Genomic DNA, 16,444 nt, shown 5'->3' on the forward strand with positions numbered 1-16,444 from the left:
TTCTTATGTATTGGAAGCCGTTGTCTGCACTGTCATACTAGTCGGGCTTGGCGAAACTTAAACCCCAAGCCGCCCTAAAAACCGGACGCTCATGCCCAACACCAGCGCAGCCCCCCGCACCCCCAAGCGGAGACGACTTTGGCAGGCCACCAAATGGTCTCTGCTGGTTATTTCGCTGATTGTTGCCGCCATCGCGGGGACGGCCATCTATATGATCCGCAGCCCCATTGTCGTCCCAGAATGGCTCGAGACGCGCATTGAAGAGCGGTTTGCCAAAGATATGCCGCTCGCGCGGATCGGGTTCGGCGAGATGGTGTTGATTGTGGACGAAGGGTGGCGCCCGCGCGTTCGGCTGCGCGACGTGAATATCACCAACCCCCAAGGGGTTAGCTTTGCTGCCTTCCGTGAAGTGCGCGCCAGTTTTTCCATCCAAGGCCTGTTGGCGGGTGATGTGCAGCCGCGCGATATTGCGATGTCGGGCGTGGTGGCCAATCTGCGACGCGATAAAGATGGCCGCGTCGCGCTGAGCGCGGCAAGCGGGACCGCCCCGGCAGAGCGGCGGGCGGCCACGATGCCGCAGTTGATCGGCCAGCTTGATACGGTGTTCGAGACGAAGGCGCTGTCGCGTCTGCGATCGATAGAGCTGCGCGCCTTGACCTTGCGCTATACCGATCTGCAGTCCGACAGGATGTGGACGGTGGACGGCGGGCGGCTGTTGCTGGACCGTGAAGGCGATAACCTGCGGATGACGGCCGAGCTCGCCGTTTTGGGCGGGGGGACGGATGTGGCCACGCTTTCCGCCAACTACAGCAGCAAAATCGGCGATACCGCGTCGCAGTTCGGTGTGAATTTCGACGGGGTGAGCGCGGGTGACATCGCGGTGCAGAACCCGGCTTTCGCTTGGTTGAAAGTGCTGCGTGCGTCCATCTCTGGTTCGGTGCGCAGCAGTCTTGACGAGGACGGCACCTTTGAGCCGCTGAACGCTACGCTGCAGATCGGGGCCGGGGTGGTTCAGCCTAATGAACGTGCTACGCCGATTCCATTTGACGGGGCCCGCAGCTATTTCAGCTATGACCCAGATCAGCGTCTGCTGCGTTTTGACGAGCTTTCGGTCGAAAGCAAATGGGTGTCGGGCCGGATCGAGGGGGCCGCAAGTCTGGGTATTGATGACAGCGGCAAACTGAGCGCGCTGGTCGCTCAGCTCCGCCTGCGCGATCTGGTGGCTGACCCTGCCGATATTTATGACGCCCCTGTGTCGATCGAGGGGGCCGATCTGGATGCCAAAATCACGCTCAACCCCTTTCACATGTCCGTCGGACGCATGGATATCGTTGACGGGGGCACGACGCTGAACCTGTCGGGCGATTTGAAGGCAGGCCCGCAAGGGTGGCAAGTAGCGCTGGATGCAGGATTGAACGCGTTGAAACCGGAACGCTTGCTTGAGCTTTGGCCGGAAAACATGAAACCGAAAACCCGTAGGTGGGTCGAGGAAAACGTTTACGCAGGCGCGCTGAGCGACGTTGACCTCGCCTTTCGTTTGACACCGGGAGAGGCACCGCAAACCTACCTCGACTTCGATTTCCGGGGTGCCGAGGTGCGCTTTTTGCGCACTATGCCCAATATTACCAAGGGCAGCGGCCACGCTAGCCTTTCGCGCAATCGTTTCGTCGTCAGCGTCGATGCTGGGAAGATTACACCGCCAAATCAAACGCCTGTGTTGGTTGACGGATCGTCGTTCATCATGCCCGATGTTACCGTTAAAGATGGCCCGCCCGGCATTGTGCGGCTTCAGGCCAATGCCGACGTGACATCTGTTCTGTCGCTGCTGAACCGGCCGCCGTTGCTCGCGATGGACAAGGCCAACCTGCCGGTCGATATCGCCGACGCAACTGCTGATTTGACGGGCACGCTTTCGTTTCCGATGAAGAAAGGGTCCGACCCAAAGCTGACGATCTTTGACATCAAAGGCACACTTTCCGGCGTTGAAAGTGACCGTTTGGTAAAAGGGCGGTCCCTGCGGGTTCCGCAGTTGAGTCTTACGGCTTCCAATAGTGGACTGACCCTTGAAGGCGAGGGGACATTGGATGGCGTGGCGTTCGATGGCGGCTGGACCCAACCGTTTGGCAAACCTGGCGCGGCAAGTAGCGTCAGAGCCGATATTGCACTGAACGCTCAGACGCTGGAAACGTTTAAGATTGCGCTGCCGCCTGAAACGGTTAGCGGCGAAGGCCGCGCATGGTTTGCCCTGGATTTGGTTAAAGGTGAAACGCCAGAGTTTTCCATCACATCCGACCTTCGCGGGCTGCGTGTTAGTGTGCCGCAAATCGGCTGGACGAAACCGGCGCAGCAAGTGGGAAACCTTGAAGTTTCGGGCCAGTTGGGAGCTGTGCCGAAGGTTGAGAGCTTGAGCATTTCGGCGCCTGGGCTTACGGCACGGGGGAACGTGGCGCTGACGCCAAACGGCTCTTTGGATCGCTTGCGGTTTAATCGTTTGTCCGTGGGCGGTTGGCTTGATACACCCGTTGACTTGATCGGGCAGGGGGCGGGTCGACCGGTGCAGGTTGTTGTCCGCGGCGGGACGCTTGATATGCGCAAAGCAAAGCTCGGAAAGACCGAACCAAGCGGCGTTGCCGGCCCACCAATGTTGCTGACTTTGGATCGGTTGCAGGTGACCGATACGATTGCGCTGACCCAGATGAAAGGGGAGTTCGACGTCGCCCGCGGCATGGATGGTCGTTTCTCCGCAACCTTGAATGGCGGCACCGGGGTATCGGGGCGGATCATTCCCAAGGACGGGCGCAATGCTGTGCAGCTGAGCGCGGCGGACGCGGGCGGCGTTCTGCGCTCGGCCAACATCGCGCGTCAGGTCCAGGGGGGCACGCTTTCCCTGACCTTGGTTCCAGTTGGCGACGGTGGTGCGTTTAATGGGCGAGCCGAAATTACAGACGTGAGGATCAAGGATGCGCCAACAATTGCCGCGCTTGTAAATGCTGTGTCTGTGGTCGGTTTGATCAACGAATTGAATGGCGACGGCATTTATTTCGATACTGTTGATGCCGATTTTCGTCTTTCTCCGGATCGGGTCACTTTGACCCAGGCGAGCGCGACTGGTGCATCGCTGGGAATTTCCATGGATGGGGTCTTTGCCACCGATACAGGGCAGATGGCACTGCAGGGGGTTATCTCTCCGGTGTATATGTTGAACGGTATCGCAAGTTTTCTGACCCGAAAGGGCGAGGGCCTTTTGGGATTTAACTACTCCATCGGGGGGACGGTCAAGAATCCGTCGGTATCGGTGAACCCGCTTTCTGGCTTTGTGCCCGGTGCCTTGCGGGATATTTTCCGCAGCGATCCGCCGACGTTGCCCGTGCAGCCAGGGGAACCACAGCCAAACCCCGTGCCACCCGAGCCACAGAAACCAGTTGCTCAACGCTTTGAGGGGCGCTAACCGGCGATTATGAAACTCAGTGATTTTGATTTTGCCTTGCCTGAACGCCTGATCGCGACGCGGCCTGCGGTCCCGCGGACTGCAGCTAAGATGTTGGTGGCGCAAGGGGATTCTATTATAGATAGCACCGTGGCCAATATCGCCGACTGGTTGCGCCCGGGTGATCGGCTTGTGTTGAACGATACCCGCGTTATTCCCGCGCGGCTGACCGGATACCGCAGCCGTGATAGCGCCCAAGGGCATGTTCAGGCGCGTATCGAAGTGACGTTGCTGGAGCCGCGCGGCGGTTCTGATTGGACTGCATTGGTTAAGCCGCTCAAAAAGCTTAAGATTAACGAAACCGTAGTTTTCAGCAGTGACCTTTCCGCGCGACTTGAAGCGATTGAGGACGGTCAGGCCGTCCTGCGGTTCAACTGTACAGGACCTGATTTCGATGCCGCGCTTAATACCGCGGGTGCGATGCCATTGCCGCCGTACATTGCAGGCAAGCGCCCTGCTGACGCGCAGGATTTGACGGACTATCAAACGGTTTTTGCAAAGAATGCCGGTGCCGTCGCGGCACCGACGGCCTCGCTTCACTTTGACCAGCCGCTGCTTGACCGTCTTGCCGAAATGGGGGTGCATTTTAGTCATGTGACCCTCCACGTGGGGGCCGGGACCTTCCTTCCGGTCAAGGTAGACGACATTTCCGACCATAAGATGCACAGCGAATGGGGCCATGTAAGCGCGCAAGCCGCTGCTGAAATCCGCGACACGAAGGCGGCCGGCGGGCGGGTCATACCCGTCGGCACCACGGCCTTGAGGTTGGTTGAAACCGCAGCGCGCCCGGGGGAGATCCAGCCGTGGGAAGGAGATACGGATATCTTCATTACCCCGGGCTTCGAATTTAATGTCGCGGATGCGTTGATGACAAATTTTCATCTTCCAAAATCGACCCTAATGATGCTCGTGTCGGCTTTGATGGGGCAGAAAACTGTACAAAACATTTACGATCATGCGATTGAATCAAATTATCGGTTTTTTTCCTATGGCGACGCATCATTGTTATTTCCTAAGACGCAAATAAGCGCCTGAATGTCGTTCAGGGGGGTGACACCCCCTGCGATCGCGGTCAGGGAGAGATCACGTCGCGTTAAAGGATTCGTAAGATGTTTCAGGTACTGACCAGCGCATGGGCGCTTTTGTTGGGCATGTGTTTGTTGATGGTCGGCAATGGCATGCAAGGCACACTCTTGGGGATTCGCGGCGGGATTGAGGCATTTTCGACATTTGAAATGTCGATCGTTATGTCGGCATATTTCGTGGGCTTTTTGGGCGGCTCGCGTATGGCACCGGGGATGATCCGCCGGGTCGGGCACGTCCGCGTTTTCGCGGCGCTTGCGTCGATGATTTCGGCCGTGATGATCCTATACCCGACCTTCCCGAATGTTGCGGTCTGGTCCGTCGGACGCGTGTTGATTGGATTTTGTTTTTCAGCCGTTTATGTGACAGCTGAAAGTTGGCTAAACAATGCTGCTACAAACGAAAACCGGGGTCAGGCGTTGTCGCTTTATATGATCGTGCAGACGTTCGGGATCGTGATTGCACAGGCGTTGCTTCTGACCGCAGACCCATCGGGCTTTGTGCTGTTCGTTATTCCATCGGTCTTGGTAAGCGTCGCAGTCACACCCATTTTGTTATCGATCAGCCCGACCCCTGCATTTGATACAACAAAACCCATGAGCTTACGCGAACTGGCGGGTTTTTCGCCACTGGGGTGTGTCGGGATGTTCCTGCTGGGCGGGATATTTTCGGCACAGTTCGGCATGGCATCCGTATACGGTGCCGAAGCCGGGCTGACCGTGGCCCAGATTTCTATTTTCGTAGCGACATTCTTCGTCGGGTCGGTCGTGCTGCAATATCCGATCGGATGGATGTCCGACCGGATGGACCGTCGTCTGCTGATCGTGATTACCTCAATTATTGGCGGCATCGGTTCCGTGGTGGGTATGCTGCTTGGTCATAATTTCCCGATACTTCTGATGACCGCTTTTGTGGTGGGCGGCATGTCTAACCCACTGTATTCACTCCTTATTGCACACACGAATGACTTTCTTGAGCATGAAGATATGGCTGCGGCATCTGGTGGTATGATCTTTATTAACGGGCTTGGGGCAATTTTGGGGCCCGTGATCACCGGTTGGATGATGGGTACGGCGCTTGGACCAGGCGGCTTTTACCTGTTCACGGCGGTCCTGTTTTTCGCGCTGTCGATGTACGCATCGTATCGTGCGACCGTGCGCCCTGCCATACCTGCGGATGAAACCGGGAACTATATCCCGATTTACCCTGCCGCGACGACTGTGGCCGTAGAGCTGGCTCAGGAGTATGCCATCGAAAACGAACAAACGATCGAGGCAGAGACGCCCTAGACGTTTCGCCAAATCGATACATCTTATGTCCAATGCAAATCGAAAGGTTTGAACGTATCTGTGGATAAAGGGGCGCAAGAGTATGAAAACAGCAGAAGAGGTCCGTCGGTTTTGGATTGACGATGTCGGCCCCAAAGGTTGGTACGCCGTAGACGATAAGCTGGACGCCACCATCCGCGCGCAGTTTATGGACACGTGGAGCTTGATCGGGACTGGCCGTCTGGACCGGTGGCTGACTGATGCCAAAGGTACATTGGCCTATCTCATCCTTGCAGATCAGTTCCCCCGCAATATGTTTCGCGGTCAGGGGAAGGCGTTTTCCACCGATATTCGTGCTCTGCGCGCGGCGCAGGCAGCGGTGCGTAAAGAATGGGATAGGCTGGTTGACGTCCCAGAGCGGCAGTTTTTTTACCTACCGTTCATGCATTCCGAAAGTCTTGTTGACCAGGATCACTGCGTTCGGCTGCTTTGCGACCGGATGCCTGACGCCAATGACACGCTTTTGCACGCACGTGCGCATCGTCAGGTTATCAGAAGTTTTGGTAGGTTTCCCTATCGCAACACTGCGTTAGAGCGTCGAAACACCCCAGCTGAAGCTGATTATCTTGACGCTGGCGGGTACGCATTTACCCTGCGATCCATGGAGTGATCCGTCCTATGTGCGTCGGGCCAACGACAAGGATTCTCCGAGTTGCTGATGTGCGCGAGATAGTTTACCACTAAACTAAATTTCAATACGTGCTGCGAGGTTGCATAATGGCTGCGAAATCCTTTGATCTGATCGTGATTGGTGCGGGACCGGGGGGCTATGTTGCGGCCATCCGGGGCGCGCAGCTGGGGCTGTCGGTCGCCATTGTAGAGCGGGAACATCTAGGCGGCATTTGTCTTAACTGGGGCTGTATCCCGACCAAAGCTCTGTTGCGGTCGTCGGAAGTGTTCCATCTGATGCAACGCGCGAGCGAATTTGGTCTGAAGGCAGACAATATCGGCTATGATCTGGAGGCAGTTGTCAAACGGTCGCGCAAGGTTGCGGGGCAGCTGTCCGGCGGTATCGGGCATTTGATGAAAAAGAACAAAGTCTCGGTCTTCATGGGCGCGGCGACGTTAGCGGGCAAAGATAAAGTGTCGGTTAAATCGAAAGACGGGGAAGAGACGCTGACGGCCAAGAATATCGTACTGGCGACCGGTGCGAGGGCACGCAACCTGCCTGGGCTGGAAGCAGACGGAAAACGCGTGTGGATGTACAAGGATGCCTTGCAGCCGCCCCATATGCCGAAAAAGCTGCTGGTGATCGGGTCTGGCGCGATCGGTATCGAATTCGCCAGCTTTTACAACACCTTGGGCGCTGATACGACCGTGGTTGAGGTAATGGATCGTATCCTTCCCGTCGAGGATGAAGAGATCAGCAAATTCGCGAAAAAGCAGTTCGAAAAACAGGGCATGAAGATCATGCAGAAGGCCGTCGTCAAGCAGCTGGACCGCGCTGATGACAAGGTCACTGCCCATATCGAAACTGGCGGTAAGGTGAGCAAGCATGAATTCGACACGGTGATCTCGGCCGTGGGTATTGTTGGCAATGTCGAGGATCTTGGGCTGGAAGATCTGGGCGTGAAAATTGATCGGACCCATGTTGTGACCGATGAATATTGCCGGACCGGCGTGGAGGGACTGTATGCCATCGGTGACATCGCCGGTGCCCCTTGGTTGGCGCATAAGGCCTCGCACGAGGGGGTGATGGTCGCCGAACTGATTGCGGGTCAACACGCGCACCCGGTCAAACCGGAATCCATCGCCGGCTGCACCTATTGTCACCCGCAGGTCGCGTCCGTCGGGTATACGGAAGCCAAGGCGAAAGAGCTTGGCTTTGACGTCAAGGTGGGTCGCTTCCCCTTCATCGGGAATGGCAAAGCGATTGCCCTTGGCGAGCCCGAGGGGATGATCAAAACCGTCTTTGACGCTAAAACAGGCGAATTGCTTGGCGCGCATATGGTAGGCGCCGAGGTGACCGAGCTGATCCAGGGCTATGTCGTGGGGCGTCAGCTTGAGACCACCGAAGAAGACCTGATGAACACCGTCTTCCCGCACCCGACCTTGTCAGAAATGATGCATGAATCCGTGCTCGATGCTTACGGCCGCGTTATCCATATGTAGCCTTTGCCCGCGCATAGCGGGGTCCTGATCTTTGCAACGCCCGGTGACATATTCAATGTTGCCGGGCGTTTGCCGTCGTAATGGTAGCCCAAAATGCGTCGCGATAATGTCGTTCCCCTTGTGTTCTAATTTTTCCGTTGGAGAATCCGTAGCACGCACCTATGTACTAAGCGTTAACGGGGGTCCGATATGGCTGAGCTAAAGAACATCGAAGTGCGCGGCGCGCGCGAGCACAATCTAAAGAACATCGACGTGGATATTCCGCGCGACAAGCTGGTTGTGATTACCGGGCTTTCCGGATCGGGTAAATCGAGCCTCGCGTTCGATACGATCTATGCCGAAGGGCAGCGGCGCTATGTGGAATCGCTCAGCGCCTATGCGCGGCAATTCCTCGATATGATGCAGAAACCCGATGTGGATCACATCAGTGGCCTGTCGCCAGCGATTTCAATCGAACAGAAGACCACGTCGAAAAATCCCCGCTCTACCGTGGGGACGGTCACCGAGATCTATGACTATATGCGCCTGCTTTTTGCGCGCGTCGGCACGCCATACTCCCCTGCGACCGGCAAGCCGATCGAGGCGCAGCAGGTGCAGGATATGGTCGACCGTGTGATGACCATGCCTGAAGGGACGCGCGCTTATTTGCTGGCCCCGATCATTCGTGACCGGAAGGGCGAGTACCGCAAAGAGTTCCTTGAACTGCGCAAACAGGGCTTTCAGCGGGTAAAAGTGAATGGCGACTTTTACGAGTTGGACGAGCCGCCCACGCTGGACAAAAAGTTCCGCCATGACATCGACGTGGTTGTCGACCGCATCGTGGTCCGCGAAGGGCTAGAGACGCGCTTGGCGGATTCCCTGCGGACAGCGCTTGATCTGGCCGATGGGATCGCCGTGCTGGAAACCGCCCCGACTGAGGGCGAGCCCGAGCGTCATACCTTCAGCGAAAAATTCGCCTGTCCTGTCAGCGGCTTCACAATCCCCGAGATCGAGCCGCGTCTGTTTTCATTCAACGCTCCTTTCGGTGCCTGTCCGTCCTGTGATGGTCTGGGCAAAGAATTATTTTTTGATGAACGCCTTGTGGTGCCCGACCAGAACCTCAAGGTCTATGACGGTGCGCTGGCACCGTGGCGCAAGGGTAAGTCCCCGTATTTCAAGCAAACTATCGAAGCCATCGCAAAACACTATCAATTTAGCGAAAATACGCGATGGAAAGACCTGCCCGAGAAGGTGCAGCAGGTGTTCCTGCACGGCTCCGGCAAGGAAGAGATCAAGTTCCGCTATGACGAAGGCGGCCGAGTGTACGAGGTCAGCCGCGTTTTCGAAGGGGTGATCCCCAATATGGAGCGCCGCTACCGCGAGACAGATAGCAACTGGATCCGCGAAGAATTCGAACGCTACCAGAACAACCGCCCCTGTGGCACCTGCAACGGCTACCGCCTGCGTCCCGAAGCGCTTGCGGTCAAGATCGGCCCGTCGGATGGCGATAGCGATACGTTGCTGCATGCCGGACAAGTCGTTGAAATGTCTATTCGGGAAGCCTTTGACTGGTGCACCAAAGTGCCCGATTATCTGACCGTTCAGAAGAACGAAATCGCGCGCGCGATCCTCAAGGAAATTCGCGAACGGCTGGGATTCCTGAACAATGTCGGGTTGGAATATCTGACGCTGGCACGCTCTAGCGGGACGCTTAGCGGGGGGGAAAGCCAACGTATTCGGCTTGCGTCGCAGATCGGGTCGGGGCTGACGGGGGTGCTTTACGTGCTTGACGAACCCTCGATCGGGCTGCACCAGCGCGATAATGACCGCTTGCTCCAGACGCTGAAAAACCTGCGGGATCAGGGCAATACGGTCATTGTCGTTGAACATGATGAAGAGGCGATCCGCGAGGCGGATTATGTTTTCGATATCGGGCCGGGGGCCGGTGTGCACGGCGGGCAGGTGGTCAGCCACGGGACATCGCAAGAGGTCGCAAATGATCCGAATTCGCTGACAGGGCAATACCTTACCGGCAAACGCGAGATCGCGGTGCCCGCCAAACGGCGCAAGGGCAACAAAAAGAAAATTCGCGTGGTCAAGGCAACGGGGAACAACCTTCAGAATGTCACGGTCGACTATCCATTGGGCAAATTCGTCTGCGTGACGGGTGTGTCAGGCGGTGGCAAATCGACCCTGACGATCGAGACCTTGTTCAAGACCGCATCGATGAACCTGAACGGGGCGCGCCAGACGCCCGCGCCGTGCGAGACGATTAAGGGGTTGGAGCATCTGGACAAGGTGATCGACATTGACCAGCGCGCCATCGGGCGCACGCCGCGGTCCAACCCGGCGACCTATACCGGTGCCTTCACCCCGATCCGCGACTGGTTCGCCGGTCTGCCCGAAGCCAAGGCGCGCGGGTACAAGCCCGGGCGTTTCAGCTTTAACGTCAAGGGCGGACGCTGCGAGGCCTGTCAGGGCGACGGTGTGATCAAGATCGAGATGCACTTCCTGCCGGATGTCTATGTCGAATGTGAAACCTGCAAAGGCCAGCGCTATAACCGCGAAACGCTTGAGGTGAAGTTCAAGGGCAAGTCCATCGCTGACGTGCTGGATATGACTGTCGAGGACGCGCAGAGCTTCTTCCAGGCGGTCCCCAGCATCCGCGAAAAAATGGATGCACTAATGCGTGTGGGCTTGGGCTACATCAAGGTGGGTCAGCAGGCGACGACGCTGTCGGGCGGGGAGGCGCAGCGCGTCAAATTGTCGAAAGAGCTCAGCAAACGCTCTACGGGGCGGACGTTGTATATCCTGGATGAACCGACCACGGGTCTGCACTTTGAAGACGTGCGCAAACTGCTAGAGGTGCTGCACGAGCTGGTGGATCAGGGCAATACTGTGGTCGTCATTGAACACAACCTCGACGTCATCAAAACCGCGGACCATATCATCGACATTGGCCCAGAAGGCGGCGATGGCGGCGGGCAGGTGGTCGCGACCGGCACGCCTGAACAGGTCGCCGAGGTCGAGGGGAGCTATACCGGCCACTACCTCAAGCCGATGCTCGCTCCGCGTAAGGTTGCTGCCGAATAGCGTTGCCGCCACTGCGGTAGACACAAAAATGCCCCGTCCTATTCAGGTGGGGCATTTTTCATGAAATCTTAGGGTTTCGCAGCGCAGTTTAGTTCAGCAGGCGCGATGCCAGACCGATCAGCGCCAGCACGTCGTTTGTTTGCGGGTCCACGGCATAGACATAGCCGTCGTCCTGAACGTAGCGGTTGTAGCGGGTCAGCCCATGCCGGTGGGGCTGTTCGATCACGACGTAGCGCGTCAGCTTGTCGCCCTTGGCGTGGTGGTGCTTGTCATGCCCTTTGGCCAGATGACGCCCGTTGTCGCTGTGCTGCTTCTCGTGTTTCTTGATCGCTTTTTTGTATTCTTTAACAGCTTTCTTGTGCTGCTTTTGATGCTTTTTGTCATCGTGCTTATCATGCTTGGCCAAGGTCACCTGTGGTGCCGCGACATCGTAATGCCCCGACGCGCCATAGGAGGCAGAGGCCGCCTGAACGGCCGGGCTGAAGGCCAGCACGGCGAAGGCGCTTGCGGCGAGGGTAAGGATTTTCATGCTCGTTCTCCGTTACAGTGTCGATACAGTAACAAACGAACGGCGCGCGGGTTTCCGTCGCTGGGACGAGACGGCGGGAACCCGCTTGCTTTTGCGTATCAGCCGTTGCGGCCGCGGGTTTCGAAACGGGGCAGCATGGCAGAGAAATCTTTGCCGTTGCCGTCTTCGTTCTCGACAAATTGCGCATAGAGCGCGCGGGCAAGCTCTCCCATCGGGGTGTCTGCATCTGCCATCTCTGCTGCCTGCTGCGACAGCCCAAGATCCTTGAGCATCAACTCCGCCGCGAAGCCCGGTGTGTAGCTATTGTCTGCGGGCGAGGTGGGGCCAACACCGGGGGCAGGGCAATAGGCGTTCATCGACCAGCTGTAGCCGGACGAGGTGCTGACCACGTCAAACATCTTCTGCCGGTCCAGCCCCAGTTTATCGGCCAGTGCAAAGGCCTCGCATGTGGCGATCATGGTGACACCGAGGATCATGTTGTTGCAAATCTTTGCCGCTTGCCCCGCACCGGCATCGCCGCAATGCACGGCCTTTTGCCCCATGATGTCGAACAGCGGCTTGGCCTTGGCAAAAGCTTGCGTCGACCCGCCGGCCATAAAGGTCAGCGTGCCGCCAGATGCCCCGCCGATACCGCCAGACACGGGGGCGTCAACGGCCATTATGCCTGCATCTTCAGCAGCTTGCGCGGTGTTCTTCGCGCTTTCCACATCGACGGTCGAACAGTCGATAAACAGCGTGCCCTGCGCCATATGGGGGATCGCCTGCGCCGCCACTTGCCGCAGGATGGACCCGTTGGGCAGCATCGTGATCACCGCGTCCATGCCCGCCACGGCGGCTTCAAGGTTGTCTGCAACGCGCACGCCCTCTGCCGTGGTGCCTGCCACGTCAAAGCCCGCCACGTCGTGGCCTGCTTTGGCGAGGTTGGTCGCCATAGGTGCGCCCATGTTGCCCAACCCGATAAATCCGATTTTCATGCTCATGTGGTTCTCTCCAGTGTCAGGGCGTCCACGGCCAGCGGACGCAGCATCTTGGCTGTCGCGGCAAGGGGGACGTTCATATCGGCATATTGCCAGTTGGGGCTGCGGTCCTTGTCGATGATCGCCGCGCGGATGCCTTCAAGGAAGTCGCCATGCTCCATCGCGCGGAAGGTAAAACGGTATTCCATATCCAACGCCTTCTCGATGCTCAGCGAGGGGCCGCGCAGACGGTGGATGATCTCGACCGTGCAGGCCATCGCCAACGGGCTGCTGCGCTGCATCTTCTTGAGCGTGTCTGCAGCGAATTCGCTGTCGGATGCGCGCAGGGCGTTGAGGATATCCGCCAGCGTTTCGCCGCCAAAGAAGCTGTCGATCTCGGCCGTCTGCGCTTCAATCGCAGAGGCGGGCGGCGTGGTGCTTGCGGTTTCCAGAATGGCCACATCGCCTGAATTCTCAAGCGCGGCTATCACGTCGGGCCAGTTTAGCTCCGCGATGTAAGTGTCTGCGAAGCCCGCGTAAATCGCATCTTCACCCTTCATCCGTGACGCGGTTGTGCCCAGATATTCGCCCACCCGTCCGGGGGCCAGCGCCAGCATCAGGCTGCCGCCCACATCGGGCACCAGACCGATGCCACACTCCGGCATCGCGATCTGGCTGCTTTCTCCCACCACGCGGTGCGAGCCGTGACAGCCGATCCCCACGCCGCCGCCCATGGTGAACCCCTGCAAGAAGGAGACGACGGGCTTGGTATAGGCGAATATCTTGGCGTTTAGCCGGTATTCATCCGCCCAGAACTTGCGCCCGTAGGCATAGTTTCCCTTGGTGCCCGTGGCGTAAAGTTCGGCGATGTCTCCGCCCGAGCAAAAGGCGCGATCCCCTTCGGCGTCAAGGATGATCAGATCGACGTCCGGGTCATGCAGCCAAGCGTCAAAGGCGTCTTCGATGGCCAGACACATGTCGTAGGTCATGGCGTTTAGCGCTTGGGGGCGGGTGAGGGTGATCCGACCCGCGCGCCCTGAAATACGGATGGAGATATCGGTCATCGGTTCTTCAGCATATCCCGCGCCACGATGACGCGCATGATTTCGTTGGTGCCTTCAAGGATCTGGTGGACGCGCAGGTCACGCACCAGCTTTTCGATGCCGTAATCCGCCAGATAGCCATAGCCGCCGTGCAGTTGCAGACATTGATCGACGACCTTGCTGCCTGCCTCTGTCACGAACTTCTTGGCCATGGCGCAGAACTTGGTGGCATCCGGCGCGCCCGTGTCCAGCTTCCACGCGGCTTGTCGCAGGAAGATGCGGGCGGCTTGCAGTTCAATCTCCATCTCGGCGAGGCGGAATTGAAGCCCCTGAAACTGGTCGATGGGTTTGCCGAATGCTTTACGCTCGCCCATATAGGTGAGCGTGGCGTTCAGCGCGGTCTGTGCAGCACCCAAGGAGCAGGCGGCGATGTTCAAACGGCCGCCATCCAGCCCCATCATCGCATATTTGAAACCTTTCCCCTCTTCACCCACCAGATTTCCAGCAGGAATGTTGCAATCGTCAAACTGCACCTGGGACGTGGGTTGGCTGCGCCAGCCCATTTTATCCTCTAGGCCGCCAAAGGACAGCCCCGTGGTCCCGTCTTCCACATAGACGGTGGACACACCCGCCGCCCCATCGTCCGAGGTGCGCACCATTGCGACATAGGCGTCGGAATAGCCGCCGCCCGAGATGAACGCTTTGGTACCGTTCAAAGTATAGCCTTTGTTCGTGCGGGTGCATTTCGTCTTGAGCGCCGCCGCGTCAGAGCCCGATCCGGGTTCCGTCAAACAATAGCTGAGCACGGTGTTCATGCTCAGGATGTCGGGCATGATCCGCGACTTGAGGTCGTCACTGGCAAAGCTGTCCAGCATCTTGGCGCACATGTTATGGATCGACAGAAAGGCCGCGACCGACGGGCAGGCCATGCTGAGCGCTTCGAACACCAGCGTGGCATCAAGCCGCGTCAGGCCAGACCCTCCTGCATCCTCGGACACGTAAAGCCCGCCAAAGCCCAGCTCTGCAATCTTGGGCCAAAGGTCTTTCGGGATTGTTTCGTCTTTCTCCCACTTCTGGGCGAAAGGGGCGATATGTTCCTGGCCAAAGCCATAGGCCATGTCGAAAATCGCGGTTTGCTCTTCTGAAAGTGCGAAATCCATAAACGGTGATCCCTCCCAAGACCGGTCGAATTGAACGTGTGTTTAATTGTAAGCATGCACGTGGGCGTCGCGCAAGCACCCTCCGGCGGGGAAGCCGCCGAAGGGTGAGGATGGGGCTTATTCCATCGGCTTGAAGTTGAACTCGCCGCCTTCTTTGATGCCCGAGGGCCAGCGCGAGGTCACGGTTTTGGTACGTGTGTAGAATTTGAACGCATCCGGCCCGTGCTGGTTCAGGTCGCCAAAGACCGATTTCTTCCAGCCGCCAAAGGTGTGATAGGCGAGCGGCACGGGAATCGGCACGTTGATCCCGATCATGCCGACGTTGACGCGCGCCGCAAAGTCACGCGCGGCATCTCCGTCACGGGTAAAGATCGCGGTACCGTTGCCCATTTCGTGATCCATCGCAAGGCCAAGCGCCTCTTCATAGGTTTTGGCGCGGACGGTAGACAGAACCGGCCCGAAGATCTCGTGCTTGTAGATGTCCATATCGGGGGTGACGTTGTCGAAGAGGTGCGGGCCGACAAAGAAGCCTTCCTCGTAGCCTTGCAGCTTAAAGTCGCGCCCATCGACAACCAGCGTGGCCCCCTGATCGACGCCGGTCTGTACCAACCGTTCGATGTTTGCCTTCGCGGCTGCGGTGACCACGGGGCCGTAATCGACGTCATTGCCCGAGGTATAGGGCCCGACTTTCAGCTTCTCGATGCGCGGCACCAGCTTTTCGATCAGACGGTCGGCGGTTTCCTCGCCCACAGGCACAGCGACCGAGATCGCCATGCAGCGTTCGCCCGCCGCGCCATAGCCCGCGCCGATCAGCGCGTCCGCGGCCTGGTCCATATCGGCGTCCGGCATGATGATCATATGGTTCTTGGCACCGCCAAAGCATTGAACGCGCTTCCCATTCGCGCAGCCCGTGCCATAGATATATTCGGCGATGGGGGTGGAGCCGACAAAGCCCACCGACTGAATGACAGGGTGATGCAGGATCGCGTCAACCGCTTCCTTGTCGCCATTGACGACCTGAATGATTCCTTTGGGCAGGCCCGCTTCTTCCAGCAGTTCGGCCAGCATCAGGGGCACGGATGGATCACGCTCGGACGGTTTGAGGATGAAGGCGTTGCCGCAGACGATGGCGGGGGCGAACATCCACATGGGGATCATGGCGGGGAAGTTGAACGGCGTGATGCCTGCGGACACGCCAAGGGGCTGGCGCATGGAGTACATGTCGATGCCGGGGCCCGCGCTGTCGGTATAGTCGCCTTTCAGCAGCTCTGGTGCGCCGATGCAGTATTCCACCACTTCCAGACCGCGCTGCACGTCACCGGCGGCGTCGGGCAGGGTCTTGCCGTGCTCGCGGCTTAGCGCTTCGGCCAACTTGTCCATATCGCGGTTCAGCAGGTCCACGAACTTCATCATCACCCGCGCCCGACGTTGGGGGTTCACCGCGGCCCATGCAGGTTGAGCCGCCATCGCGTATTTCACGGCCTGATCCATTTCGGACTCGTTGGCCAGCGGTACCTTGGCCTGCACTTCGCCGGTTGCGGGGTTGTACACGTCGGCAAAGCGGCCTGACGTGCCTTTGACGTGGGCACCGTTCAGGTAATGGGTCAACTCTTGCATGGAATGCTCCTTCTGTGCGTTTGGCGGCAGGTTAGGCTTGCAAAAAACAAAGCAAAA

The 16,444-nt window shown here is 58.2% G+C and carries 11 protein-coding genes; 6 read left to right on the forward strand and 5 right to left on the reverse strand.

The window, feature by feature from the left end; translation table 11 throughout:
- The first annotated feature begins 91 nt into the window (after positions 1–91).
- The 6 genes from GLP43_RS08600 (at position 92) to uvrA (ending at position 11,082) form a co-directional block, all read left to right on the forward strand.
- Positions 92–3,448, forward strand: a complete 3,357-nt coding sequence (locus GLP43_RS08600; protein WP_237278984.1) for a YhdP family protein — start codon at positions 92–94, stop codon at positions 3,446–3,448.
- Between the two features lie 9 nt (positions 3,449–3,457).
- On the forward strand, positions 3,458–4,522 hold the full coding sequence (gene queA, locus GLP43_RS08605) for a tRNA preQ1(34) S-adenosylmethionine ribosyltransferase-isomerase QueA (RefSeq protein WP_237278985.1): 1,065 nt from the start codon (positions 3,458–3,460) through the stop codon (positions 4,520–4,522).
- Between the two features lie 74 nt (positions 4,523–4,596).
- On the forward strand, positions 4,597–5,859 hold the full coding sequence (locus GLP43_RS08610) for an MFS transporter (protein WP_237278986.1): 1,263 nt from the start codon (positions 4,597–4,599) through the stop codon (positions 5,857–5,859).
- Between the two features lie 82 nt (positions 5,860–5,941).
- Entirely contained in the window at positions 5,942–6,508 is a 567-nt protein-coding gene (locus GLP43_RS08615) for a DUF924 family protein (protein ID WP_237278987.1), read from the forward strand.
- A 107-nt stretch (positions 6,509–6,615) separates the two neighbouring features.
- Positions 6,616–8,010: a dihydrolipoyl dehydrogenase gene (lpdA, locus tag GLP43_RS08620; RefSeq protein WP_237278988.1), complete on the forward strand. Its 1,395-nt coding sequence runs from the start codon at positions 6,616–6,618 to the stop codon at positions 8,008–8,010.
- A 189-nt stretch (positions 8,011–8,199) separates the two neighbouring features.
- Positions 8,200–11,082 carry an excinuclease ABC subunit UvrA gene (gene uvrA, locus GLP43_RS08625; protein ID WP_037944026.1) on the forward strand — a complete coding sequence of 961 codons (2,883 nt, stop codon included), beginning with the start codon at positions 8,200–8,202 and terminating at the stop codon, positions 11,080–11,082.
- A gap of 88 nt (positions 11,083–11,170) precedes the next feature.
- On the opposite strand, the gene GLP43_RS08630 is transcribed toward uvrA, so the two are convergent.
- The 5 genes from GLP43_RS08630 to GLP43_RS08650 all read right to left on the reverse strand — a co-directional run bounded on the left by GLP43_RS08630 (position 11,171) and on the right by GLP43_RS08650 (position 16,387).
- The gene (locus GLP43_RS08630; RefSeq protein WP_237278989.1) at positions 11,171–11,611 is read right to left on the reverse strand and encodes a hypothetical protein; all 441 of its coding nucleotides are present in this window, start codon (positions 11,609–11,611) and stop codon (positions 11,171–11,173) included.
- Between the two features lie 98 nt (positions 11,612–11,709).
- Positions 11,710–12,585 (reverse strand): 3-hydroxyisobutyrate dehydrogenase, encoded by an 876-nt coding sequence (gene mmsB, locus GLP43_RS08635; protein ID WP_237279945.1) that lies wholly within the window; start codon positions 12,583–12,585, stop codon positions 11,710–11,712.
- Positions 12,586–12,587: 2 nt separating this feature from the next.
- Complete coding sequence (locus tag GLP43_RS08640) at positions 12,588–13,631, reverse strand: enoyl-CoA hydratase/isomerase family protein (protein ID WP_237278990.1); 1,044 nt, start codon at positions 13,629–13,631, stop codon at positions 12,588–12,590.
- Positions 13,628–14,770 (reverse strand): acyl-CoA dehydrogenase family protein, encoded by a 1,143-nt coding sequence (locus tag GLP43_RS08645; RefSeq protein WP_237278991.1) that lies wholly within the window; start codon positions 14,768–14,770, stop codon positions 13,628–13,630. Before GLP43_RS08645 ends, GLP43_RS08640 begins: the two co-directional genes overlap by 4 nt.
- 117 nt (positions 14,771–14,887) lie before the next feature.
- Complete coding sequence (locus tag GLP43_RS08650) at positions 14,888–16,387, reverse strand: CoA-acylating methylmalonate-semialdehyde dehydrogenase (protein WP_237278992.1); 1,500 nt, start codon at positions 16,385–16,387, stop codon at positions 14,888–14,890.
- Between the last annotated feature and the right edge of the window lie 57 nt (positions 16,388–16,444).

The sequence above is a fragment of the Sulfitobacter sp. M39 genome (assembly GCF_021735935.1).
Classification (GTDB): Bacteria; Pseudomonadota; Alphaproteobacteria; order Rhodobacterales; family Rhodobacteraceae; genus Sulfitobacter.